Below are 23,183 nucleotides of genomic sequence, written 5' to 3'. Positions count from 1 at the left end.
AGGATACCCAAAAGCTTGGGGGAACGAATGGTCGCATTTCAGATCAGGTCGCATTTCGGTCGCCTTTCGGCCCCGCTGGTCGTCGCGATCGCCATGGCCGGATGCCAATCGGCCGCTCTCGATGACGTGGCGGCATTTGGTGATAGCGCCAAGATCCTGGAGGACGACTCGGCGGTAGCCTTCAACAAGAACGATGAATTGATCACGACGGGGAAGCTGCAGTTTAAGGAAAAGAACTACGGAAAATCTTACGCGATCTACAAACGCGCGGTTGCCGTATTCCCGGAAGATCCGGCCGCCTGGCTGGGCTTTGCCGCCTCCGCCGACATGATCGGCCGGTTCGACAACTCAGATCGCGCCTACCAGCAGCTGGCCAGGATGATCGGCGATAACCCAGTCTACTACAACAATCTCGGTTATTCCCACCTCCTGCGTGGCGATCTGCCGAAGGCACGCCGCTATTTTCTGAAGGCCTACGAACTAGATCCTGCGAACGAGACGACCGCGCGAAATCTCGAGCTCATGAAAAACAGCGTAAAATACGCGCAGCGTTGACAGGTAGTGTGGGGACGCAGCGAGGAGACCCTCGGACGCCCCCGCCTAAACGGACGTGAAGAAGTGAGCCCGCGGAAAGCGGGCTTTGAAAGTTCACGAACGCTTCTGGAGGATGCCGTAGACGATGTTTCGGTTGGCGCCGAACTCCAATCGTGTATCGACCATGTTGCGGTCGACGCTTCCATTGATGATCCTCCACATATCCGCTTCCGAGCGCAGCAACAACGCCCAGTTCATGAACGTCTCCATGTAACCGTCGTCGCTGATATCATCCGCGAAATTGGCGAAGAGGAAGACCCCATTGGGCTTCAGCATCTGCAGGCATCTTTGAGTAAGCTTCACTGCTACCTTGTCGGTAAGATAGTCGTAAAGACCCGCAGCGTAGATAAAGTCGAATTGGCCGAGGTTGTGGGCTTTCGTCAGGAGGCCCCGAACAGAACCGTCGATTGCTTCCACGCAGGTTCCGTTGAAATCGCGCGCAATCGAGCCGACGCTGAGGGGATCTTGGTCTAACGCGACCCAGCGCCTTATCCGTCGCTCCTTAAGGGCGGTGGAGCGATCAGCCTCGCGCAGATGGCCCGCCGCGATCGTCAGGATTTCCGTCTCAGGGCCCCGTTCGGCCGCAATCTCGTCGACATACCGGGTCAGGAGGTCGCGCCGCTCCCGCACGGCGACCGACGACGGCGCATTCTTGGTGTAGTCATAAAGTGCCCGACCAAGCGGAGAGGCTTTTGCGATTTCCTCAGAGACGCTCGGATGACCATAGATGAAGTCGATCAACTGGGCGTCGCCGGAATAGCCGCGTGGTTTCTCGAAAGACCAACGCGTGAATGGATCATGATGAAAAAAGTCCGAAACAGAATGGTTCTGAACCATTGGGATCAGCGCTTGCCAGACGCTTGAATGAAACTTGGCGCGCATCGCATGAAGCGCCCCGATAAGCTGGTGTGTGACCGCAGCCGGATCTTGGCTTTGATCGATTTGTTGCTGCGCAATGGTCAGCACGATGGCGAGTTCGGCCCTGCCTGTCGCCAGTTGCTCATCATGACGATCCGCTTTGGGTGGAGAAAGTTCGGTTGTAATTGCCTGCGGGGTGATAAGGCTTTCGCCGTCGAAAACAAGCTGAATTTGGGTCACTCGAGACTCATCCGTTAATAGATTGTTAACAATATGCCCAGGAATGCTCGGTAGACCAGTGGGTCTTCAAGCTTTCGAAGAATATGGTTAACAAGCACTCTTATTGAGCTATTTCGCTACACTTCTACGCGGTCGTTGATCTTCTTAAATTCAACAAAACTTAATCGGACTGAACTACTGTGCCGGATATTTCTGCCGGTCGTCAGTAGGTATCTATGGGGATGGCGGGCGTGGGAGCCTAAGACAGCGTCAACAATTCGGACGAGAGACTTAAGCTCTCGGCAAGACAGCGCAAAGCAGTGGATCGGTGCATGAAGCACACGTTGGCCGATGTAGTTGAGATCGATCTCCGAAACGAACCGCCGAGACCGGCGCCGGCGGAGCTTCGCATGCTCTATCAGGAAGAAGGCGAGAGCGCGCGAAAGCAGGCAACCAGACACGGGTTTTGGACTGCGGTTGCAGTGTATCTTCTGTTCTCAATAACGGACATTTTGCTGATACCCGACGTCGCGCATTACACGATCGCTGCACGCTTCGCGATTTCCGCTATCGCACTCGTCGTGCTCGAAACGCAGGTCCGCCTGGATGCCAGCGCGAATTCCATCGATTTGACCGCTGCCGCTGCACTCGTAGTCGCGTATGCCGGTTGGCTTTACGCAGCTATGATGACGGCGGATGCTCAGAGCATCTCCCACTACATGGTTTTCGGCGCCATCTTCATGATGAGCGTAAACCTGTTCTTCAGTTTTCAATTTCGTCTTTCCCTGTTTGCCTCCGGCACTATTCTCCTGATTTTCTTTGCCGCTGTGCTTTCTTTTTCTCCCGCCGAAGCCTCCTATCGGCTCGCTTTCGGCACGTTCGACGTCTCGTGCTTCGCCTTTAGCTCCTATGTGAACTGGAAGCTCAACAGGGAACGCTACAATGTCTTTCTCAATGCCTTGGAGGCGAGAATTCAGCAGAAGCAGGCATCGGAACGCGGCAAGGCCCTGCTTAGGCTGTCACACACTGACTCGTTAACGGGTCTCGACAACCGCAGGGCAGTCGATCAGAAACTGCGAGACTACTGGAGTGACTGGCAGAGGCACGGCGTGACCTTCGCCGCGATCCTGATCGACGTGGACTTCTTCAAGAAGTACAACGACTATTACGGCCATCAGGAAGGCGACCGCTGTCTCGTGCTGGTCGCCAATGCGCTGAAGGAGGCTATAGAGGCCTACGACGGCTCGATCGGACGCTACGGTGGCGAAGAGTTCATCGTCGTGGCACGTATGGAAACCGGTGAGCAGGCGGCCGATCTCGCTGAGGCCATCCGCTGCAGCGTAGAAAATCTTGCCCTGAAACACCAGCAGCGACGGGACGGCATCTCTATCGTCACCGTCAGCGTCGGCGCCGGCTTCACCAGGAAGCAGACGGGAGCCAAGCTCGAGAGACTTATCCACGAGGCCGACCGCGCGCTCTACGGCGCGAAGGCGAGCGGCCGAAACTGTGCCCGCCTCTTTGATCCCAACGACCCCCAGAGCAGTGACGAGAGCGAGAACATTGCTGCCTTGCTGAAGATCGCCATCGACCAGCGTCTCGTTTCGCTCGTCTATCAGCCGATTAGAAACGTCGTGTCGGGCCGGCTCGATGCGGTCGAGGCGCTGATGCGGCTGAGGATGCTGGATGGCACTTCCGTTCCGCCGAGTCTCTTCATCCCGATTGCAGAACGCACCGGCGCAATCCTCGAGCTCGGGCGATGGGCAATAAGAACTGCATGCACTGAGCTGCTTATAGATGAGCACGTCCCGGTCGTCAGCGTCAACGTCTCTCCGATTCAATTGAGATCACCGGGCTTCGCCGCGTCCGTCGCCGCTATCTTGGGTGAGACGGGTGTTGCCGGCGGCAGGTTAGCGCTCGAAGTCACCGAAGGGCTTGAGCTGGAGATGCACTCGGATATCCTTCGCTGCATCAACGATCTGAAGACGCTCGGCGTTCGGATATGGCTTGACGACTTCGGAACCGGCTTTGCGGGTTTGTCGTGGCTGCGCCTCATCGATTTTGACACCGTGAAAATCGACCGCTCGTTCCTGCACGACTGCAACGGTCCGAAGGGTAAGGTGATGCTGCGGGACATCATTGGCCTCGTGCGCAACCGCGGACACAAGATCCTGATCGAAGGCGTGGAGACGGAGGAGCAGATGACGCTCATGCGGCAATGTCGCATAGACTACGTCCAGGGCTTCCATGTCGGCCGCCCGGCCCCAGCGCAGACCTTCCGGCTGGCCCCGATGGGAGACGCCCGACCGGCCGCTCTCGCAAAGCCGAACTAAGTGGCCTGCCGAAGATCGCAGCGTTTCAATGGAAGCTCCTCCGAGCGAACGTAGACCTACCGAACTTTGCGAAGGATCAGCTTGCCTTCAGGGGAAACTGATCTTTCGTAACGCGGCAAGTCAGCCAACGAAACACCTTCAGCACCGATCGTAGGTGGGCTGTCCTCCGGCACCTCCCCCGCACCCGAGGCACTGACCGAGGGCTGGAGGCGCTGTGTCACCCCTTTGCCTGGTGCGCTGAGAACCAGAGCACCGCCAGAGCCGAGCATACCGGTACGCAGCCGATCGTCCAAATTCGCGATATCTTTCTGCAGTACTTCCAGACGCTGACGAACGACTGCCATTTCCTCGGTCCTGGCGATATTTCGAGTCTGTTTTTCGATGTGCAGCTTGAGGCCATCGATCGACCGCTTGACGCCGGCGAGCACCTCTCGGCTTTCACGCACATCGGCAGCATTCTTGGCCGTATAAAGGAGAATGCCGGCGTTCAACGGCAGAAAGACAAACGCCAACGCAATGAGTGGTGCACTTCTTGAGCGATTCGGTGTGTTTACCATTCGCTCGCGTCTCACGCCGTCAGGCTCAACGTCGACATTCGCAATGCTAGTCATTGATTTTGCTCCGCCGAAAGTCGGGCCAAGGCCCCGATAATATGCATCCCGACAAAGCCGGGCCGTTGATGACGCGATGCGTCGCCTGCTCTCCGGCGGTCGCCTCTGCAGCAACGGCGGCCGCACTATTCTGGGCAAAATCGACGATCTGCCGGGCCTCTGCATTGTACCTGCGTCGGCTGCTTGTAAAAGCGTCCTATGAACCCGCTCGCCATCAGCCTCACTCCAACTATTTCACAACCACGGTCGCCCCGATCTTCACCCGTTTGTAGAGGTCAATGACGTCGGTATTGCTCATCCGGAAGCAGCCCGAGGATGCAAAGGCGCCGACCGTAGACTGTTCATTTGTCCCGTGGATGCGATAGAGCGTGTCGGCGTCTCCCTGATAAAGATAGATGCCGCGCGCGCCCATCGGGTTGAAGGGGCCAGCCGGCAGGAGCGCGGGCAGCTCCGGTGTCCGCCCCTTCATCTCGGCAGGCGGCCGCCAGTCGGGCCATTCCGCCTTGCGGCCGACGCTCACAACACCTCTCCAGCGGAATCCATCGCGGCCAACGCCGATTGTGTAGCGGATGGCGCGATTACGAGAGAGAACGAGCTCGAGCGTCCGTTGTTTGGTGAGAATGACGATCGTGCCTACTGGATAGGTCTGCGCGGTGGTGATCACCCTGCCGGTTGCCATTCCGAGATCCCGCGGCACCCGCTGGCTCGCCGCTTCGCTGCTCGAAAGGAATGCCAACCCAAGGGAAAGAACACCCGAAACGGTCTGGGCCAACCGACGCCCTATGCCCCGCCCCTCAAGTAGCGCCGACCTGCTGCTGTCGCACTCGCATGCCTTCATCGGACGAATGCTCCGAGTTGGAAAAGCGCGATGCCACGATAGTCGCCCCAGAAGCGGTTCATAGCACTACGCAACATTGGCATGCCCCTCGAATTGCGGCGGTTTCATCCGCCATGACGTGCTGCTATGCGTTCTTTGCGGCGCTCTTTGCCGTTCTTCAATTCACCCCGGCTTACTGAGGTGCGGCTGCATTCGTTCCATTCGGCGGCGTCGCGGTCGGCAAAAGCAGGGCAGTCGGCGGTGGTGGCGCACCGCTCTGGCCGCTGCCCTGGTAGCTACGGATGGCGCGGTCGATCACCTTGCCGTCGCTGGCAATGTGCGTGTTCTGCGCAGCTCTCGGGAAAGCATCCCGTATGTGAATGCCCTTATTAGCTTCGACGGCGTTGCCGAGCCCGAAGGTGATCGAGTCGCGATGATTCATGTAGTCGGCACAGCCCGAGAGCACGCTTGCGCCCACGAGGATCACGAAAGCGCGCTTACTTCTTTGAAACGTCAAGGTCGCCTCCCACATCGAGATCGAGACGGTGGCCATAGGGGCCCTTTACGCCTTCGCCGTCCCGGAACCGCCGAAGCATGTCCTTGTCCACCTCCAGAATGCCAAGCGCGAAAAGCTCGACGTCATTTGACGAGCGCGTCTGATCGAGCGGGCTGTAGAGGTCCTCACTGGGCGACGACGGCCGCACGATATGCGGCGTGACGACGATGACGAGGTCGGATTCCCGCTTCAGGAAGCTCGTCGAGCGGAACAGGGCGCCAATGACGGGAAGCTGGCCCAGCCCCGGCAATTGCTGCACGTCCTTCGCATTCACCGATTGCAGCAGGCCGGCCATGGCAAAGCTCTGGCCGTCGCGCAGCGCCACCGTCGTCCTTGCCGCGCGCGAGATGAAACCGGGATTGCCATTGACATTGATCGAGGTGTCGATCTCCGAGACCTCTGGCTCGATCTTCAGGTTGATCAGCCCGCCGTCGAGCACGACGGGCGTGAAGGTGAGCCTCACGCCGAAGGGTCTATAGTCGGTTTCGGTCGCGACCGTTGCGCCGTTCGCAACTGTTCTCTGGATCGGCACTTCGCCGCCTGCATGGAAGCTCGCCGTCTCGCCGCTCATGGCGATCAGGTTCGGCTGTGCCAAGCGCCGCACCAGGCCCTTTTGCTCGAGTGCGTTAATGACGATGTCGATCTGACCACCGGAAATCTCCAACACCTTGGCGATCAACTGACCGAAGGGCTGCATGCCCGTTGCAGCGCCTGCCGCATCTTCCAGCGTGCGCACGAGCGCGCCGTCATCTACGCCGATGCCCTGGCTAGTTGTCGCCTTGCCGATGCCGTTCCTGCCCCGGCCGGACCAACCGATCCCAAGGTCGCGGCCGGTCTGGCGCGAGGCCTCGATCACCCGAACCTCCAGCATAACCTGCTGGGAATCGCTGACACGCAACTGATTCAGCACCGGTTGTTCGGAGTAGGACTGTGCAATCTCCAGCACGCGCTGCAGTTCGACTGCGTCTCGCACTGTACCCATGAGGCGAATTCGGTCGTTTGAATTGAACACCCTGACCCGCGCGGAGGGCGCGGCGGCGCGGATGGCGCCTGCCACTTCGCTGAAATCGCTGGCGACGCGTACATCGATGACGCCGATCAGCGACCTGTCGTCGTCGTAGACTGAAATATTGGTAGCACCCGTCTGCTTGCCGCGAATGAAAAGGGATTTGTCGGAAAGTGGCACCACGTCGATCAGTTCGGCGCTTCCGATCACCAGATCGCCGAAGGGCCGGCCGGTCCTAATCGTCATCGTATCGTTCGGCGGCAATGTCACCTGCTGAACTGAACCTGTGAGGCTCACGAATTTTTCCTGGGCACCGGCGGGGCCGACAAAACCGAGGCCCCAACAACCATAGGCGATCACTGCCGCGGCTACCGCCGCGAGGGTTCTGGCTCTCGCCGCGCCCTTGTTCATTTCCTTAAACATTCCCGCTATAGCCTCCGCTCCTCGTTCGGCTACTGCGCCTGCGGCCAAGCCGCATCATGATACCACTGTACAACCCGACTCGGTGCTCCTCGCGCTTGTTCCAGACGCCGACGGTCGCCCATTTTGGCTCTACCGGCAATAGCGGTTCTGTTTTTCGTCCTACAATCTGTACCTGTTTTTCCCGCCGGGGCGCCTTCATCTTGTTTTCGACCAAGTCGGTGCGCTTTCCGAAATCGTGCCCGAACCTTGCGCACCAACTGCTCCATCGCTTCAAATCGCCCATCTTCTGTATCAGCGTCTTTGGCGAGTTCGGAGATCGGCCATAGTTAGCCGTCGCGTCTCCTCCACAGAAGCCGATGCAATGTTGTGTAGCGCGAGCGACAGCGCACAATGCCCGCAATGGCCTCAATCGAGCCGTTCACTGCGTATGCCGGTGCTGAGCGCGACGGGTGGGCGGGCGGCCGTTTGTTGAATTCGTCTGTTCCGATCCCATGTTGGTAAACGTGGGGTGGTGATCGCCTACCGGGCACCGCCCTGATAGTGTCCACCAAGTGCTAAGTGGACACTAAGGCGGTATCTGATGTCGGGAATGAGTGAGGCGACGAAGCGCGGCCGACAAATTTGGTCGGTGGAAGACAAAATGGCGAATTGTTGAAGAAGCGCAGTTTCCCGGCAATTCGGTTGCGGAGGTGGCGTGCAGGCGCGGCGTCAACAGCAACCTGCTTTTCCGCTGGATACGAGCAGCCGAGGCCGGGCAGCTCGGTCACCAGCCTGCTTCCCTGGTGCTTTTGCCGGAACCGGCGCTCGCCGAGGAGTTTGGGCATGACCGCAAGCTGCTCGCCGAAGAGTTCATTGCCGGGCGCGAAATCGAATGCAGCGTGCTGGAAGATACGAAAGGCGGCCTCTTCGTCTCCCATCCCAGCGAGGTCGTGCCGGCCGAAAGCCACGGCTTCTACAGCTATAACGCCAAGTATATCGATGAGAACGGAGCGCCGCTGAAAGCGCCGGCGGAGCTTTCCCCGGAGGTCGAAGGCAGGGTTCGCGAGACGGCGGCCCGCGCCTTTACCATCGACCGGCTGGTAGAGCACCCCTTGGCGAGAGCGGCGTCAGAGGGGTGACACAAACGCGGATCATTCCCGCCTGCCAACAAATGTAACGTCCGCAATGGGACGCACCGGAAATTCCGGTCCGTATCCCACGAGCAGCAGCAATGGGTCGATCTTTCCGGTTGCCGTCCGTCGCGTCGGGTGGAGAGGCGATTGCTACTCGAGGTCCTCTTGCGCAAATTTGTCTGTGACATGGAGATCTGTCGTCTCCAGGCGACCGGGACCTAGATTTATGAATTTGTGTGGCGTGTTGGCGGGCCCGAAGACGATTTGCCCCGCAGTGGCTTCTAGCTGCTGGTCTCCAACAGTAAATAAAGCCCGGCCTTGGCGAACGATAAAGACTTCATCATACGGATGCTTGTGGAGTTTAGGGCCGCGGCCGACTTCATCAGTGGTATAGAACATAACTGAGACGTTGGTGCCAAATACGTTTCCCTCAAACTGGCCCTGCCAAACTTCCTCTTTTTCAGCCCATTGCGCGCGGTCAAGGAGTGCCGATCTCCCTTGCATGACATGTTCCTCTTGATATCAGTTGCTGCCACTTCTAGCCCATGGTCTTCGACATCGGCAATGGCTCGAGCTTTCACCTTCCTCGGAGGTCGCAGAAGGATGGTGAGCGGAAGCGGTCATTGGGAGCGGGTGTGCGCGTCGGAACGACGTCAGAGCACACGATCCCGAAGGAGGAGGAAAGTCCTCTCCACGCAAACCGCGGAAATATGCTGAAAAACCTCCTCTTCCGTCAGGGGCGTATAGGACATGGGGGCCAACAGGAGACCATTCGCCCCCGCCTTCCTTGCGTCGCGGGCAAGCGCCTGAGCCTCGTCGGTTGTTAGCGCGCCGACGCCGACGATGACCGGCATCTTGCCGCCAACGCACTCCATGGCCGCCTCGACGGCGCGCTGTCGCTCGTGCCTCGACAGAAAGGCGTAACCGCCTGTGCTCCCGAGCAGTCCGATCGAGTCGGCACCGGCCGCAGATATCCGTTCGAGGAGCCGCGCGAGCGCTCCCGTATCGACATGCCCCGACGCATCCGCAGGCGTGATGGAAAAAGCCGAAAGGCCAGCGAACAATTTCATGGTGCTCCCCTTAGGTCTTATGCGCGCGATAACAGCAGCCGGAGACCGGCAAAGCCAAAACACACGGCCAGAAGCCCCTCGATCCAGCGCCTCACGCGACGGTACAGGCGCACCATGGGTGCGGTCGAGAAGATGATCGCATAACCGCAAAAGATGGTGACGCTCAGCACCGCGCAACCGCCGAGGATCGCAGCAAGCGTATGCCATGACGAGTCCGGCCCAAGTCCAAGCGTTACAAGGGCGATCCAAGCAAGGATCGATTTTGGATTGCTAAGATGCATGAGCAATCCGCGCCGATAGAGATCTGCTCCCGACAATGCGGCACCGTTCGGCCCCGTATGCGCAGCAGCCTGGGCGTCGGAAGCAAGCGCGGCTTTACCAGCCTTGAAGGCGAGATAGAGGAGATAAAGGCCGCCGAAGATTTTGAGAACGATCAGCGCCTCCGCATAACGGGTCAGAACCGCGGAGACACCTGTTGCAGCCATTGCACCCCAGAAAATCGAACCGCTGACGACGCCGGCAGCGAGCATGAGGGCCGCACGTCTTCCGCTATGCATCGCCACCCCCATGATCCGCATATTGCTGGGACCGGGGCTCCCGGCTGCGATCACATAAGCGGTATAGACGATGAGGAGATGGTGGAGTTCGGAGGACAATCTGAGGCCCACTCCTGCTGTTGGTGATTCATGAAGGTCGGTCGAACCATAGCGTACAAACCGGCTCCTGCATCTAGCTCAACAGCTTGAAGGCGATCATCCACATTGTAAGAGCGACAAGGGTCTCCAGAGCGCGCCATGCTGCCGGTTTCAAAAAGATCGGCCGCAACAAGGTCGCGCCGTAACCGAGCGAGAAGAAGAACAGGAACGAGCCCGTCGCGGCTCCGCCCGCAAACGAAACCTCGTGTCCGGTAAACCGCTTCGAGATGGTACCGAGCAGCACAACCGTATCGAGGTAGACGTGCGGATTGAGCCAGGTGAGCGCAAGGCAGGTGATGAGCGTTTTCCGAAGGCTCGATGAGCCCGCCTCCTGCACGGTCAGCGCTCCCGACGAACGGAAGGCGGAATAGAGGCTTTTCGCTCCGTACCAGATCAAGAACGCCGCTCCTCCATAGCGCATGACCGGGTCGAGCCATGGCAGCAATGCGGCAATCTGCCGGAAACCGGTCACGCCGAGCGTGATCAGCACGGCGTCGGACAATCCACATGCGAGGCAGATGGCGAACACATGCTCGTTGCGCAGGCCCTGGCGGAGCACGAACGCATTCTGCGCGCCGATCGCGACGATCAGGCTAAGCCCCATCATCAGGCCTGCGCCATAAATCGGAAAATTCATGCCTGAAAACCGCTCCCGAAATCCCGTGAGCCTTTCCGCTATCGCGTCTCCTGAATTCAGGATAGTTAATGCTGCTAACTCCGATTAAGCAAAGCTAAGCCATGCTCGACTATTCCGCTCTGCGCGCCGTTTCGGCGGTGGTTCAAACAGGCAGCTTCGAAAAGGCCGCATCCCTTCTCAACGTGACGCCCTCGGCCGTGTCGCAGCGCGTCAAACACCTTGAGGAACGCCTCGGCATCGTGCTGATCGCCAGGGGCAATCCCTGCACCGCGACGGAGAAGGGAGAATGGCTCTGCCGGCATATGGAGAATGTCGGCATTCTCGAGGCCGAGCTGTTCGAGCATCTGCCCGCCCTCGTCGATCCGGCGGAACCCGAACCGAGGGTGACGCTCCACATCGCGACGAATGCCGACAGTCTCGGCACCTGGTTCCTGGCGCCCGTATCCAACTTCGCCCGACGTTCCGGGTATCTCTTGAACATCGCGATCGATGACGAGGACCATACCGCCGAATGGTTGCAGCGGGGGCGGGTGATCGCGGCCGTCACCAGCCTGGAAAAGCCGGTTCAGGGCTGCCGGCGCATGTTTCTCGGCGCGCTCCGCTATCATGCGACGGCGAGCCACGATTTCATCGCCCGGCATTTCCCGCAGGGCGTCAGGGCAGAGGCGGTCGGCAATGCGCCCGCCTTGACCTTCAATCAGAAGGACAGGCTCCAGAGCCGGTGGATTCGTCAGGTGTTCGGCGAAGACCTCACCCCGCCGACCCATTGGCTGCCTTCGACGCAAGGTTTCATCGAGGCCAGCCTTTCCGGCATGGGATGGGGCATGAACCCGGCCCTGCTCGTGCGCGAGCACCTGGACTCCGGGCGGCTGGTCGAGCTGATCCCGGGAACGCCACTGGACGTTCCCCTGTATTGGCAGATCAATCGTCTCGCCGCTGACCGGCTGGTTGACCTGACGCGCGAGATCACGACCGCAGCCAGGCATCATCTGTGCTGAGACGAAGCCGAAGGTCAGGAACTTCACCGCCGCGACTGGGACGCGGCGGGAGCAAGTCAACGGCCTCCTTGGGCCTTCGCCGCAGAATTTCAGCCGTCACTGCGGCTCGCCTATCTCCACGATGTGCCGGTCCGGGTCGAAGAATCTGAAAACGCGCTGTCCCCAACTCTCTCGTCTTACCTCGTGGATGAGTTCGACTTTTTCGGCGATGCGCTCGAACGCTGAATCGATGTCTTCGATCTCAAAACAAAGTATAAGGTTTAGCCGTCCGTAGGGGCGGTCTACGTCCGATGCGTTGCCAAACACCGTCTGACGCAGTGACTTTCCATCATGCAGAGCGAAGCCAATATCAAAGCGGACGAAATCACCGTGATCCTCCAAAATCCGAAGGCCCATGACTTCGGAGTAGAATTGTTTTGAGCGAGCCATGTCGCTTACGAAAGGCAGTGGGTTCACGAACTTCATTGAATGGCCACGTGTGTCAGTTCGATCTATACAAACGGATTGTGGGCGAAAAGCAGCGGTCGGACCCGTCGCACTGACGGCAAAAACCCGATGTCGCTAAGGCTTTGCGGCAAACGCCAAATCATGAACCAGCAAGCCGCCTCCAAATCTGCCGAGAAGGCCTTAACCATGGATAACCCAAGCTCCTAGGACAAGCAGGATAAGTGGCGGACCCAGCAGCATGCCGCCGAAGAGCAAAGCAGCATTCTGTACTTCCTTGCCGTTTCGAATTCGCTTCGAAGTCTCGTCTGGCACGACAATGTTCATCCCCCCGGACGCAGCCGCCACTTCCCTCATGGCTGCCACCTCTCGTTCGGCTTTCCAACCGTCAGCGATCACTGCCCAACCCTTCACGAAGACGGAGCCGCCATCTGCCACGTCCCGCCGCCGTCCTTCGATTTCTACGTAGACAACAAGCGTCACCATCCAAAGCAAAGAGGCGATCAGCCACAGTCGAAAAAGGCCGCGTACGAAGTTCATCTTGTGCCCGCCCAATGGGCCTAGAATAGCACAGCGCGGGCAGTTATCGACTGGTCACATCAGTCATGCGTGTTCGCAAAGAGTCGCGCCGGACCGCAACTCCGTCGTCTTGCTTGACGGTGGCCGCTTTGGAAAGGTCCGCTCGCTGTTCTTCTCCTGATTCCGAACCACTGCGGCAAGAGTTACTTCGACTCGATCCGAGGGCCGCACGAAGTCTGCAACGCCGAAATAGCTTCCATGCCCAGGTCAGGCGCGCCTACAACGTCGCGCGCTCGCCCGGTTCGATCGCCTCCATGGCATATGCGTTGGCCGTGTAACGAGCCACTACTCTTCAAGGGCGAGGATTTTCTCGCGCACAGACGTTGATGCTGCGTGAAAGGCGCTCGCCGGCGCGGAGGAAATCGCTTCTCGAAGCCGGGTTCGTGACCAAAGTCTAGTACCAAGGGCGAATTGTCGCGATGAAGGACACATGTGCGAAGATCGGCAACGATGCGACGCTCGCCCGCGCCGAAGGGCTGAACACGCTCGACGCAACCCTGCCACGGTCGAAGACGTCGCAACACTCAAACATCTCGCGAGCGCCCGTAGCATCGACCAGGCAAGTCGCAGCCCCATCAGCGTACAGAAGTGCGTCAAATAAGTTTGAGTTTTGTCGCTGTCGCCGTCGCCTGCGGCAGAGTGCCGGCATCGAGCGCTTTGCGAGCGTTGTTGAGATGAAAGTTCACGTTGAAATAGCTCATGTTCTCGATAGTGGCGATCGCTCGCATGGCTTTGCCCTCGGCCGACCATTTGAGCAGCAAGGCCTGTTTCGCCGTCAAGTTGACGCTCGATTTCGCCGTGGCGTCGATCTCCGCGTGCTCAATTCCTGCGTGGAGCTGGGCGACGGCGGTTGCCGCCATAATCGGATCAATGTCTCTGTCTAACGAAAGGCTCGGCTTGTGCGAGGCAATCGTCAGCATGGACATGCGCCCGAATGCCGTTGCGACCGGAATCGTAATGCCCGATCGGATGCCGAACTCGGCAGCATCCAGATAGAACCGTCGGATACGTTTCGAAGTGTTTCTTCTTGAGTTGTCGGAAGACCAGGTAAAGGTCCTCTTCGTCGATTTGGCAATCGTGACGATGGGATCGAGCTCATCAAACTTCTTCGCAAAATACCTATCCTGCCATTCAGCCGGATAGTTCGACACGGCATATGTTCCTATCGGTTGAAGATTGAGGTAGGCGTAACAATCGAAACCGAGCTCTCCGGTGAGCTCGGCGAGCGCTTCCTCGAACATCTCCCTGGAGCGCGCCAAGGCCGAAATGTTGGTCAACTTCTGAAACCAGATATTCACCTTCTGAAATCCCATTTTGTACCACGTGCATACCGTCAGCGCGTTTCCCGCTCTATCAACGTCCTTGAAGCCGATGACGAACGCACGAAGATATAGTTGCGCTGGTTCCCCTCCACGGCACTTTCGATTCGTCACCCGCCATCCAGCGATTGATGGCGCTTGGGACCACTTTTGTCTGTATGTTTCCCGGCAGCTTTACGTGGTCGCGATGCGGACGCCAGCGAGCGAGCGATTTCAACTATCTCGTCGCGGTTCGCCGTAGGGTCTTCCTTGTTCCAAGCGAGCCCTAATCCGATCGTGAAGTCCATGCCCTCCACCTCACGAAGGAGAAACGATCGATTGGGCAAATCTTTCGTCCATTCCGGAACGAAGCCCACGCCAATTCCCGCAGAGACCAGAGAAACGAGCGATAAAGTGTCGTCGCAGCTGCAGGCGACATTATCGAGCAGCCCATGCTCCCTGAACTTCTCGAAGAAGTACTTTTCCGTGTAGGACAGGTTTGAGCGGGAGAAGGAGATGATCCGTTCCTGTTTCAGGTCTATCATCCTAACCCTTTCTGCTGCCGCCAGCGCGCTGCCCGGCGGCACAGCCAGGAAGTAGCGCTCGTTATCTTCTCGGCCGGGTCACGGCTCGGATACCAGACGAGGGTCAGGTAGAGGTCGTTGCGGAATAGATCCTCGCGCACCATGCGTTCGCGATATTTGGCGTCGAGTGACGCCGCGAACCGGCTTGTGAACGCGCCTTCGGGATATTCGTTGTCGCGGCGGCGGATGATATGTGCCCAGATCGCCAGGCGCTCGTCGGCGATGTTGCGGTAGAGTGTGTTGAGGTCGCGATGAAGACCGTTCAAGTCAAGAACGTCGGCGGTCTCAAACGACACTCCTTCCAAAGCCACCATCGCCATCAGGGCCCGGGAATCCAGCGCGATTATCGTCTCGTCCACATGGCGGACGTACGGGATGAACGTTTCCGGCTCGAGCTCACGAGATTTGATGGCGACAAGGTTAGGCAAGGCCGAGATCCCTTTCATCATAACGTCGGACTAGCTTCAGAGGTGTCAATGTGGCGCCGCCCCAGTGGACACCATTCCGCGAGCGGCCGCGGGTCTCGACCCAGGCAATCAGCACCCGGAACATGTTATGGTCGTGCTTCACGAGGGCACGGAAGAACAAATGAAAGGCAACGCCGACTATCGCGTAGGCCACCGATCCCGCGACTATGTAGAAGATCGTCGTCAGCATCACATTTAGACCCATCGCCTGCAAAGTCACACCTGCGACCATCGCAGGCCGCGTACAGGCGAGGAACAGAGTGTCTTCTTCGAGAGCAATCTCCCCGACCATGCACGTCAAGCCCCGGAAATCGTGCTGACGATCTGCGATGCGCCGAAGATGATGCCTATGCCAAGCACGACATAGGCCGCCTTTCGCAGATCGAGATATCCGAACATCCAGGCAATGCCGACGATAATGACGGCAATCGTCGCCAGGAGCTTGGCGATATTGCCGGTCAGCATGTCGACGATGTTCTGCAGGACGCTTTCAATACCGCCGGTAGCCTGCGCAAAGGCTGGCTCGATCATGCCGATCGAGAAAGCGGCTGCCATGAAAGTGGCGGTGACAAGCGGACACACTCTGACTCTCGACATCATTTGTACTGCTCCTGTTGATCATTTCGATAGACGAGAACGGAAGCTTTCCGTCCCGAAGTGAAGACATCCCAGGGCGACTCGTTTGCCTCATGCTTCTCGGAACGGACCGCGTCGCTTTCCGTGACAGCCGACGCTGCTTGATCACGCTCGGGCGCCTCCTGACGTACCGCCAACGAGGTCAGCTTCGCGGAAAGCCGTTTTGCTTCGCGCCGGACCTGTTCATCGTATTTGACCATCGCACCGACCGAAGCATCGCCTCGCCCATAGAAGGATTGCAGCATGACCCGCTCGACTTCAGCCGACGTCGCGCCGGCACGGAGCGCCAATCGGTAATGGCTATCGAGCAATGTCGCTGTCGCCTTTAGATTCCGGCACGCATCAAAGGCATCAGAGACCGTGAGATCGAGCTTGCTGAGTTCGCTCAATCCCAAACCGCCAAGGCCAAGTTGAATATCTTGATGATCGGCGATTAACACTGTTGCGGCCTCTATCGCTTCAGCCATGGTTTCGGGCTGATCAGCAAGCGGAGGGCCGCTGTTGATGCGGATCGCGAAGGGCTGGAAATTACTCTCCAGGCTGACAACGGCGGCGATGGTTTCGACCGCGAAGTCAGGAGCGCATGTTCGCGCGAGATCTACGAAAGCAACGGGCATGACTAGTACCACACCCTTTGTCTTCCGATTCCATCGATGATCACGTCGACGTAATGGGGTTGCGAGCGTATATGCGGCCGCCGGGTCACGTAACGGCGGCATTGCCGCTCGCTTCCGTTCCAGTACCAGCGGGAAGAAAGGATTCCGCCGGCGCGATCGGAATAGCATTCCCTGTTTGAGACGGTTTGCGATTTCCTTGAGATGCAGCTTGCCTCTCGTCCGCTGTCGCCATATCGCGTTGTGAGCCCGTAACCCTCATCGCAATAGTAAGGCTCATACGCCGGGCTGGATGCCCGGAACCCTACGCCGCTGCAGATCGGAAACGAGTGTCCTTGCGCAAGCTCGCGCCAAAGCTTCTGGATAGGCGGCCGGCATTCCGCGTATTGCAAGGGGCCGCCAGGGCTCGAAAGGCAGAGGATAACCTTGCATCCCCAATCATCAGCCCGCACATTACTCTCTGAAATGAGATAGGATGCTGCGGTACCAACAACAGCAAGCACAGCGCGGACCAAAAGGTTTTTCATGAACCCAAGCCTCCATGATCGCGGTATCAGGGATTTGTCTGCCATGATCGGCGCCGCGAATCTCTTATACAGACTTATATGATGCAGTTAAACAGATGACAAGAGCATTAAACGTTCAATGGCACAGCCTTGCCTTCTCGGGCTTCATCTTCCATGAAATCTTCGACAACCCCTTGGCGGATGAGACGCCTCAGTCGCGGCTCAAGCAGATCGGCATGATGAGCGTGCTCTACATCATGCATCAGGGCCATCAGCCGCTAACGCTTTCAAATATCGTTGAAAATACCGGCCTTACGCGCACCGGTGTGACCGAAACGATAGACCCGTTGGTAGAGCGGGGCCTGTTGACCGAAAGGTTCGTGAAGAACTCGATGGGTCGCGGAAAGGCACGGCAGTTCGAGATTGCGCCGGAACTTCTGGAAAAGATTCGTGCCTTACAGGGAGGAAAGTATCCCAAATGATACTGTCTTGTTCAGGAGGAAGACAAGCGGACAAACACGCACCATTCGGGCTGAGACAGCCTAGGGGAGATGGCGATGCTTCGGGTTGTAGAAGCGTTCGATTTAGTCGAATACATCCTCCTTCGCGTCGCCGTGGGTCCTATAGCGGCGTCGAAGAGCCGAATGATGTAAGAGGCAGGGTTTCTGACGCCAACCCTAGTGATGATCTACGGCCGCGTTTCTCAAAATGGTGCTGTCGAATTGCACTTCTCTCGCTAAAGATGCGTCAACAAAGAATAAGACGTTGTTATATTCTCTTTTGTCTGCAGAAGTGCGAAATCAAGGAAAATGCGAACAAGAGCCAGTGGTTGAGTACGTCATTCCGTTTTCCGACGAGCAGCGTCGTACTGATCGATCTCGAACAACCTTATGAGGTGTGGATAAGCAACGAGCGTCAACTCGCGGCGCTAATGGATCGAACGGTCGGGAAGAGAATATCTTTGTCAGATGATTGATCGCGCGGGGAATGCGTGGGAGACGCTTGAGGGTTGATCCGCTCGTTGGAAGAGGCATGGCGAGATCCGGCTGCGAGTCCACGGGTCCATTTCGCTAGCGGGGTGATCGACATGCATAGAGATCAACCAGCGGATAGGCTACGCGGGGGTCCTGAAACACGCTTAGGGCAGCGAAGCCATCGCCGCTAGTTTCATTAGGTATTGGCCGTAGGAACCTTTCCCCATTGCCCCAGCTAGTCTCTCCAGCTGCTGTGCCGAGATAAAATTCATGTTGAAGGCTATTTCCTCCGGGCATGAAATCTTGAAACCCTGCCGGCGCTCCAGTGTGGCGACAAAATCGCTCGCATCCAAAAGGCTGTCGGGCGTACCTGTATCAAGCCAGGCGTAACCTCTTCCCATCAGCTCTACACTGAGTTTACCCCGTTCCAGATACGCGCGATTGACGTCTGTTATCTCCAACTCGCCGCGTGCCGAGGGCTTCAGGTTGGCGGCAATTTCGATCACATCCGAGTCGTAAAAGTACAGGCCGGTTACAGCCCAGGAGGATTTGGGCCTAGCGGGTTTCTCTTCGATGGAAATCGCTCTCATTGTCGAATCGAACTCAACCACGCCGTACCGCTCGGGATCGGTGACGTGGTAGGCAAAGACTGTAGCCCCCTCCGACCGTTTTGTAGCGGCGCGAAAGAGATCGGTAATCCCGTGCCCATAAAAGATGTTGTCTCCTAGTATGAGGCAGGAACGGCTCGACCCGACAAAATCCGCCCCAATGACATAGGCTTGCGCCAGGCCCTCCGGTGAAGGTTGAACGGCATAGCTCAATTCAATGCCCCAGTTGGTGCCGTCGCCCAAGAGACGCTGGAAGTTTGGCATGTCCTGAGGTGTGGTGATAATCAATATATCTCGGATGCCTGCCAACATCAGAGTTGAGAGCGGATAATAAATCATCGGCTTGTCGTGGACTGGCAACAACTGTTTGGAGGTCACCAACGTCATAGGGTGAAGTCGCGTTCCGCTACCGCCGGCGAGGATGATCCCCTTCATTTCTCAAATACTCCATTTCGATGATATCTGTTCGCATCAGCGATCGACTAACAGTCTTCTCACAATCATTTCCGTGCACTGCTTCCAAAACGGCAACAAGACCCCGTGAGCGGCCTCTAGCTTTGCACAATCGAGCCTTGAGTTTGCGGGACGACGTGCGGGCGTCGGGTACGCCGACGTCGGAATTCTTTGTACCTCCGCGAACGGTCCGCCATAGCGCCTGGACGTCTCAAAGATGTAGGCGGCAAAATCTGCCCAGCTCGCACTTCCGCTGCCGGCAGCGTGAAACACACCACGGAGTTCGGGCGCATCACTCGATATCAAGTTTCTGGCAACTGTCAGTATGCCGTCGGCAAGAGCAAGTGCACATGTCGGATTTCCGATTTGATCGTCGACCACGTTTATCACGTCCCGACCTTCTGCAAGCCGCAGCATCGTCAGCAGAAAATTCTTGCCGAACGGGCTGTAGACCCATGCGGTGCGCAGTATCACATGGTTTGTAGTATGCTCGCGGACAGTTTGTTCGCCGAGCAGTTTTGAATGCCCGTAGACCCCCGCTGGCGCCGTGATGTCACCTTCCGTGTATGCTTCATTCTTTCCACCATCGAACACGTAATCCGTGGAAATGTGCACGAGTGGAATATTAAGATCGGCAGCCACCCTCGCGATCTCTCCAGGGGCGTGGCCATTCACTTTGAACGCCGCTTCGCTATCCTCTTCCGCCTTGTCGACGGATGTGTAGGCTGCAGCGGAAACGATGACATCAGGCTTTTCTGAGATCAGGGACTTAGCGATGCTAGAAAGGTCTGCCAAATCGAGCCGTGGTCGACCTAGCGCAACCAAATCGAGATCCTCTATCGAGCGGGCTCGCTCCAGAAGGCTTCTTGCCACCTGACCTTCGGTTCCGGTGACAACCATCTTCTTCTTTGTGCCGCTCATGCTGCTGAAGTCCGTTCTGCGAGTTCGTCCAGAAGACCGAGCCTGCCGCCCGAGTACCCCTCTCTCAGGGGATTCCACCACCACTCATTTTCGAGGTACCAGAGAACGGTTTTTTCTATGCCGCTGTCGAAGTTTTCGACAGCCTTCCAACCCAATTCTTTCTCCAGTCTCGTTGCGTCGATCGCGTAGCGCGTATCGTGGCCGGGGCGATCTGCGACAAATGAGATAAGTGATTCATGCGGCGAAGGTTGCGGCCGGTGCTTGTCCATCAGCTCGCAAATCCGCTTCACGACCTCGATGTTGCGCCGTTCGTTGCTACCGCCGACGTTGTACGTCTCCCCGATAAGTCCACGCTCCGCGATGAGATCCAGGGCCCGAGCGTGATCCTCAACGTAGAGCCAGTCACGAACGTTCGCACCGGTCCCATATACCGGAAGTGGCCTTCCTTCGAGGGCGTTGATGATGACGAGAGGAATCAGCTTCTCGGGGAAGTGATAGGGGCCATAATTGTTGGAGCAGTTCGAAACTACGACCGGCAGCCCATAAGTTCTTGCCCATGCCTTTGCCAAATGGTCCGAGGAAGCCTTCGAGGCGGAATAGGGCGAACTTGGATCATAAGCGGTCTGCTCGGTAAAGAGGCCCTGATCGCTAAGCGAACCATAGACTTCGTCAGTCGAAACATGGAGGAAGCGAAAGACTTGCCTTTGCTTCGGCTCCAGCGACATCCAGTAGCACCGCGCACATTCCAGCATGTTGAACGTGCCGAAGACATTGGTTTCGATGAACGCTCGTGCACCGGTAATGGAACGATCGACATGGCTTTCCGCAGCAAGGTGCATCACTCGGTCGGGACGGAATGTTTCAAATGCTTCGGTGATCAGCCGTTGGTCGCAGATATCCGCCTTCAGAAACCTGTGATTAGAGTGATCCGCTACGGCCGCGAGTGACGTTTGAGTGCCTGCATAGGTCAACTTGTCGACGGTGAGCACTTCATGGCCCTTTTTAAGGACCAGATGTCGGACCACAGCCGATCCGATAAATCCGGCGCCGCCGGTCACCAAAACACGCATGCCGATTCCTTTTTAGAAGGATCAGGGACTGACCTGAGAAAATAGTCCTTTCCTGCGCCGCCTCTTAGATCTCACCGTAGGTGAAAGCATCCTCCAGCTCAGAAAGACGGGGATGCATCTTGTCCTTTTCTGATAGGATTGCTGCACTTGCGGAGACTGGCCACGCAATGTTCAAGGCCGGATCGTTCCAGAGAAGGCCGCGATCATGAGCGGAACTGTAATAATTGGTCACCTTGTAAACCACTTCAGTATTTGGCTCCAAAGTGCAAAAGCCGTGAGCAAAGCCTGGTGGGACCCAAAGCTGCGAACCGTTTGCCGCTGACAGTTCGCGCGCGACCTGCGTGCCGAAGGTTGGGGATCCTCTGCGGATATCGACCGCCACGTCGAGGATTGCCCCTGCGATGCAGCGCACGAGCTTGCCTTGCGCTGCAGGTGCGAGCTGAAAATGCAGACCGCGGACCACGCCCACATCTTTGGAAAGGGAATGATTATCCTGTACGAAACTGTAATGTCCGATCGCCTCATCGAAGAGGGATTGCCGAAAAGACTCGATGAAGAACCCCCGAGCATCGCAAAACTTTCGCGTGTGAACCAAGAAAACGGTGGGGATCTCAGTCGGCTCAAATTGCATCGGTGTTCTCGCTGTCTGCCGCTCGCAATAGTGTCTCTCATAGCCGAATTGAGACAGGTTCGAAAGTGTGGGAACCTGGTCTTTAAGTGCGCCTTCGTCGCACTTTTCGGTTGACGTAGCACTCACGTCGAATTCGCGGCGCGATTGCCGGCAATCCTTACCTCTGAAATGCAACGGCGTACGAAGTAGGAGGAGGATCAGTTCCAGGCGGTGGCAATGATCCGGACCATGAGACGGAGCGTTCATTCCGGTGCCCCGCCGTCTCGCCGATTTAGGGTTGAGACTATGCCCCTCTATAGGCTCCAGCGTAGGGGAGCTGAGGGCGCCCTTGCGCTCAGCTATCCGTTCGTCTCAACCCGATCTCGTCCTGAGTTTTCTCACCCGGACCATTGTCATGACGCTGTCAGCCACAATCGGAATGGGGGTCCCAGTGATGGTATCCGAGCGCAACAATCCGGCGCTTCAACCTTTCGGTCAAATCTGGAAGAAGCTTCGAAGCTACTTGTATCCGCGCGCTTTTGGACTGGTGACAATGACTGAAGGCGCACTCAACTATTTCCCAGAGCACACGGGGGTGGGTCATCGCCAATGCCGTCAACCTGCCACCGGCCTGGCAAAGGAGGCGCGGAAACAACATTTTGACGGCGGTTGGCCGGCTGACGCATCAGAAAGGTTTCGATCTATTGATTCAGGCATTCTCGTCGATAGCGGCCAAACATCCCGACTGGAAGCTGGTGATTTGGGGCGATGGCGACGAGCGCGGGAAACTGGAGGCGCAGCGCGACGCCCTCGGCCTCGCTGCCCGGGTCGAGATGCCGGGATTGACCTCTCGCCCAGGAGAATGGATCGAGACGGCCGACGCCTTCGTGCTGTCTTCGCGCTTTGAAGGCTGGGGCATTGCCCTGCTTGAGGCAATGGCCGCCGGCCTTCCCGTCGTTGCCTTCGACTGTGAATGGGGACCAGGTGCGATGGTGACGAATGGCAGCGACGGAATTCTCGTGCCGAGAAACGATGTTGATGCACTCGGAGAAGCTTTGGATCTCGTGCTGAGCGACAGTAATCTGAGAGCGAAATTGGCAAGCAATGCACAGGCGACTGCACAAAAATATCGACCAGACCGTATCCTGCAGAATTGGGATGCTGTCGTTTCGGCTGCTGTGCTGCGGGGAAAGCAAGCGCTCTCCGGCCTGCGGGTCGCCCGTGAGCTGGATGGGATAATCGAGGAACGTGGCAAGCCCAGAATGATCGTCAGCGACAACGGCAGCGAATTCACCAGCGACGCCATTCTGCAATGAATTGATCGGGGAAAGTTGGATTGGCACTACATCGCGCCAGGCAAACCGATCCAGAACCCTTCTTCGGAAGCTTCAATAGGCGGCTGCGAGACGCAGCTCTTCTCGTCAAAAAAACCTTCCCTCTCGGCGGCACTGCTGCGGGAGATGTCCTATGTGGTTAGTCCGCAACGGCCGGAG

23 protein-coding genes and 8 pseudogenes are annotated in these 23,183 nt (G+C 57.7%); 8 read left to right on the top strand and 23 right to left on the bottom strand.

What is annotated here, in order from left to right; translation table 11 throughout:
- Nucleotides 1-93: 93 nt before the first annotated feature.
- On the top strand, nucleotides 94-555 hold the full coding sequence (locus PYH37_RS02460) for a tetratricopeptide repeat protein (protein ID WP_280732506.1): 462 nt from the start codon (nucleotides 94-96) through the stop codon (nucleotides 553-555).
- Nucleotides 556-648: 93 nt separating this feature from the next.
- Here PYH37_RS02460 and PYH37_RS02455 read toward each other — a convergent pair whose 3' ends face one another.
- The gene (locus tag PYH37_RS02455; protein ID WP_280731864.1) at nucleotides 649-1,692 is read right to left on the bottom strand and encodes a class I SAM-dependent methyltransferase; all 1,044 of its coding nucleotides are present in this window, start codon (nucleotides 1,690-1,692) and stop codon (nucleotides 649-651) included.
- Between the two features lie 311 nt (nucleotides 1,693-2,003).
- Here PYH37_RS02455 and PYH37_RS02450 point away from each other — a divergent pair, with 311 nt between their 5' ends.
- Complete coding sequence (locus PYH37_RS02450; RefSeq protein ID WP_280731863.1) at nucleotides 2,004-4,001, top strand: putative bifunctional diguanylate cyclase/phosphodiesterase; 1,998 nt, start codon at nucleotides 2,004-2,006, stop codon at nucleotides 3,999-4,001.
- A 56-nt stretch (nucleotides 4,002-4,057) separates the two neighbouring features.
- Here the strand turns inward: PYH37_RS02450 and PYH37_RS02445 are convergent, their stop codons facing one another.
- From PYH37_RS02445 to PYH37_RS32355, 5 genes and pseudogenes are all read right to left on the bottom strand, one after another.
- Nucleotides 4,058-4,612, bottom strand: a complete 555-nt coding sequence (locus tag PYH37_RS02445) for a hypothetical protein (RefSeq protein WP_280736683.1) — start codon at nucleotides 4,610-4,612, stop codon at nucleotides 4,058-4,060.
- 229 nt (nucleotides 4,613-4,841) lie between these two features.
- Nucleotides 4,842-5,450 carry a L,D-transpeptidase gene (locus PYH37_RS02440; RefSeq protein WP_280731861.1) on the bottom strand — a complete coding sequence of 203 codons (609 nt, stop codon included), beginning with the start codon at nucleotides 5,448-5,450 and terminating at the stop codon, nucleotides 4,842-4,844.
- A 172-nt stretch (nucleotides 5,451-5,622) separates the two neighbouring features.
- The gene (locus PYH37_RS02435) at nucleotides 5,623-5,946 is read right to left on the bottom strand and encodes a pilus assembly protein (protein ID WP_280731860.1); all 324 of its coding nucleotides are present in this window, start codon (nucleotides 5,944-5,946) and stop codon (nucleotides 5,623-5,625) included.
- Nucleotides 5,927-7,402 carry a type II and III secretion system protein family protein gene (locus PYH37_RS02430; RefSeq protein ID WP_280732505.1) on the bottom strand — a complete coding sequence of 492 codons (1,476 nt, stop codon included), beginning with the start codon at nucleotides 7,400-7,402 and terminating at the stop codon, nucleotides 5,927-5,929. The genes PYH37_RS02435 and PYH37_RS02430 overlap by 20 nt, the downstream gene beginning before the upstream one ends.
- 76 nt (nucleotides 7,403-7,478) lie before the next feature.
- Nucleotides 7,479-7,616, bottom strand: a pseudogene (locus PYH37_RS32355) (Flp pilus assembly protein CpaB); the annotation flags it as partial.
- 391 nt (nucleotides 7,617-8,007) lie between these two features.
- On the opposite strand from PYH37_RS32355, the pseudogene PYH37_RS02425 reads away from it, so the two are divergent.
- Both PYH37_RS02425 and PYH37_RS02420 read left to right on the top strand, forming a co-directional pair.
- Nucleotides 8,008-8,142 (top strand): annotated as a pseudogene (locus PYH37_RS02425) (transposase); the annotation flags it as partial.
- 69 nt (nucleotides 8,143-8,211) lie between these two features.
- A pseudogene (locus tag PYH37_RS02420) lies at nucleotides 8,212-8,478 on the top strand (D-alanine--D-alanine ligase A); the annotation flags it as partial.
- 198 nt (nucleotides 8,479-8,676) lie between these two features.
- On the opposite strand, the gene PYH37_RS02415 reads toward PYH37_RS02420, so the two are convergent.
- The 4 genes and pseudogenes from PYH37_RS02415 to PYH37_RS02400 form a co-directional block, all read right to left on the bottom strand.
- A complete protein-coding gene (locus tag PYH37_RS02415) occupies nucleotides 8,677-9,030 on the bottom strand; it encodes a cupin domain-containing protein (RefSeq protein ID WP_280731859.1) in 354 nt (117 codons plus the stop codon).
- A gap of 194 nt (nucleotides 9,031-9,224) precedes the next feature.
- Nucleotides 9,225-9,596, bottom strand: a pseudogene (locus PYH37_RS02410) (dihydrodipicolinate synthase family protein); the annotation flags it as partial.
- 17 nt (nucleotides 9,597-9,613) lie between these two features.
- Nucleotides 9,614-10,252: a LysE family translocator gene (locus PYH37_RS02405; protein WP_280731858.1), complete on the bottom strand. Its 639-nt coding sequence runs from the start codon at nucleotides 10,250-10,252 to the stop codon at nucleotides 9,614-9,616.
- Nucleotides 10,253-10,325: 73 nt separating this feature from the next.
- Complete coding sequence (locus PYH37_RS02400) at nucleotides 10,326-10,928, bottom strand: LysE/ArgO family amino acid transporter (protein ID WP_280731857.1); 603 nt, start codon at nucleotides 10,926-10,928, stop codon at nucleotides 10,326-10,328.
- Between the two features lie 101 nt (nucleotides 10,929-11,029).
- Between PYH37_RS02400 and PYH37_RS02395 the strand changes: the two genes are divergently transcribed.
- Entirely contained in the window at nucleotides 11,030-11,926 is an 897-nt protein-coding gene (locus PYH37_RS02395; protein ID WP_280731856.1) for a LysR family transcriptional regulator ArgP, read from the top strand.
- A gap of 96 nt (nucleotides 11,927-12,022) precedes the next feature.
- Here the strand turns inward: PYH37_RS02395 and PYH37_RS02390 are convergent, their stop codons facing one another.
- The 9 genes and pseudogenes from PYH37_RS02390 to PYH37_RS02350 form a co-directional block, all read right to left on the bottom strand.
- A complete protein-coding gene (locus tag PYH37_RS02390) occupies nucleotides 12,023-12,391 on the bottom strand; it encodes a VOC family protein (protein WP_280731855.1) in 369 nt (122 codons plus the stop codon).
- Between the two features lie 162 nt (nucleotides 12,392-12,553).
- A complete protein-coding gene (locus PYH37_RS02385) occupies nucleotides 12,554-12,910 on the bottom strand; it encodes a hypothetical protein (RefSeq protein ID WP_280731854.1) in 357 nt (118 codons plus the stop codon).
- A gap of 632 nt (nucleotides 12,911-13,542) precedes the next feature.
- Nucleotides 13,543-14,247 carry an autoinducer-binding transcriptional regulator TraR gene (gene traR, locus PYH37_RS02380; protein WP_280731853.1) on the bottom strand — a complete coding sequence of 235 codons (705 nt, stop codon included), beginning with the start codon at nucleotides 14,245-14,247 and terminating at the stop codon, nucleotides 13,543-13,545.
- A gap of 131 nt (nucleotides 14,248-14,378) precedes the next feature.
- A pseudogene (locus PYH37_RS02375) lies at nucleotides 14,379-14,855 on the bottom strand (LysR family substrate-binding domain-containing protein); the annotation flags it as partial.
- A pseudogene (locus tag PYH37_RS02370) lies at nucleotides 14,816-15,277 on the bottom strand (transporter); the annotation flags it as partial. The pseudogenes PYH37_RS02375 and PYH37_RS02370, both read right to left, overlap by 40 nt.
- Nucleotides 15,252-15,590, bottom strand: coding sequence for a VirB3 family type IV secretion system protein (locus tag PYH37_RS02365; RefSeq protein ID WP_280731852.1), 339 nt, complete (start codon nucleotides 15,588-15,590; stop codon nucleotides 15,252-15,254). The pseudogene PYH37_RS02370 and the gene PYH37_RS02365, both read right to left, overlap by 26 nt.
- 5 nt (nucleotides 15,591-15,595) lie before the next feature.
- Nucleotides 15,596-15,898: a TrbC/VirB2 family protein gene (locus PYH37_RS02360; RefSeq protein WP_280731851.1), complete on the bottom strand. Its 303-nt coding sequence runs from the start codon at nucleotides 15,896-15,898 to the stop codon at nucleotides 15,596-15,598.
- The gene (locus PYH37_RS02355) at nucleotides 15,895-16,551 is read right to left on the bottom strand and encodes a lysozyme family protein (protein ID WP_280732504.1); all 657 of its coding nucleotides are present in this window, start codon (nucleotides 16,549-16,551) and stop codon (nucleotides 15,895-15,897) included. The genes PYH37_RS02360 and PYH37_RS02355 overlap by 4 nt, the downstream gene beginning before the upstream one ends.
- 2 nt (nucleotides 16,552-16,553) lie before the next feature.
- Nucleotides 16,554-17,075, bottom strand: a complete 522-nt coding sequence (locus tag PYH37_RS02350) for a hypothetical protein (protein ID WP_280731850.1) — start codon at nucleotides 17,073-17,075, stop codon at nucleotides 16,554-16,556.
- Between the two features lie 95 nt (nucleotides 17,076-17,170).
- On the opposite strand from PYH37_RS02350, the gene PYH37_RS02345 reads away from it, so the two are divergent.
- Entirely contained in the window at nucleotides 17,171-17,536 is a 366-nt protein-coding gene (locus PYH37_RS02345) for a MarR family transcriptional regulator (protein ID WP_280731849.1), read from the top strand.
- Between the two features lie 656 nt (nucleotides 17,537-18,192).
- On the opposite strand, the gene rfbA is transcribed toward PYH37_RS02345, so the two are convergent.
- The 4 genes from rfbA to rfbC all read right to left on the bottom strand — a co-directional run bounded on the left by rfbA (nucleotide 18,193) and on the right by rfbC (nucleotide 21,957).
- Nucleotides 18,193-19,071, bottom strand: coding sequence for a glucose-1-phosphate thymidylyltransferase RfbA (rfbA, locus tag PYH37_RS02340; protein WP_280731848.1), 879 nt, complete (start codon nucleotides 19,069-19,071; stop codon nucleotides 18,193-18,195).
- A gap of 36 nt (nucleotides 19,072-19,107) precedes the next feature.
- Complete coding sequence (rfbD, locus tag PYH37_RS02335) at nucleotides 19,108-20,010, bottom strand: dTDP-4-dehydrorhamnose reductase (protein ID WP_280731847.1); 903 nt, start codon at nucleotides 20,008-20,010, stop codon at nucleotides 19,108-19,110.
- Nucleotides 20,007-21,080 (bottom strand): dTDP-glucose 4,6-dehydratase, encoded by a 1,074-nt coding sequence (gene rfbB / locus PYH37_RS02330; RefSeq protein WP_280731845.1) that lies wholly within the window; start codon nucleotides 21,078-21,080, stop codon nucleotides 20,007-20,009. The genes rfbD and rfbB overlap by 4 nt, the downstream gene beginning before the upstream one ends.
- A gap of 64 nt (nucleotides 21,081-21,144) precedes the next feature.
- A complete protein-coding gene (gene rfbC, locus PYH37_RS02325) occupies nucleotides 21,145-21,957 on the bottom strand; it encodes a dTDP-4-dehydrorhamnose 3,5-epimerase (RefSeq protein ID WP_342394633.1) in 813 nt (270 codons plus the stop codon).
- 82 nt (nucleotides 21,958-22,039) lie between these two features.
- On the opposite strand from rfbC, the pseudogene PYH37_RS02320 reads away from it, so the two are divergent.
- Both PYH37_RS02320 and PYH37_RS32350 read left to right on the top strand, forming a co-directional pair.
- Nucleotides 22,040-22,871 (top strand): annotated as a pseudogene (locus tag PYH37_RS02320) (glycosyltransferase family 4 protein); the annotation flags it as partial.
- Nucleotides 22,872-22,886: 15 nt separating this feature from the next.
- Nucleotides 22,887-23,107: pseudogene (locus PYH37_RS32350) on the top strand (integrase core domain-containing protein); the annotation flags it as partial.
- Nucleotides 23,108-23,183: the final 76 nt, after the last annotated feature.

The sequence above is a fragment of the Sinorhizobium numidicum genome, assembly GCF_029892045.1.
Taxonomy (GTDB): Bacteria; Pseudomonadota; Alphaproteobacteria; order Rhizobiales; family Rhizobiaceae; genus Sinorhizobium; species Sinorhizobium numidicum.
This window is presented reverse-complemented; position numbering and strand designations above follow the sequence as displayed.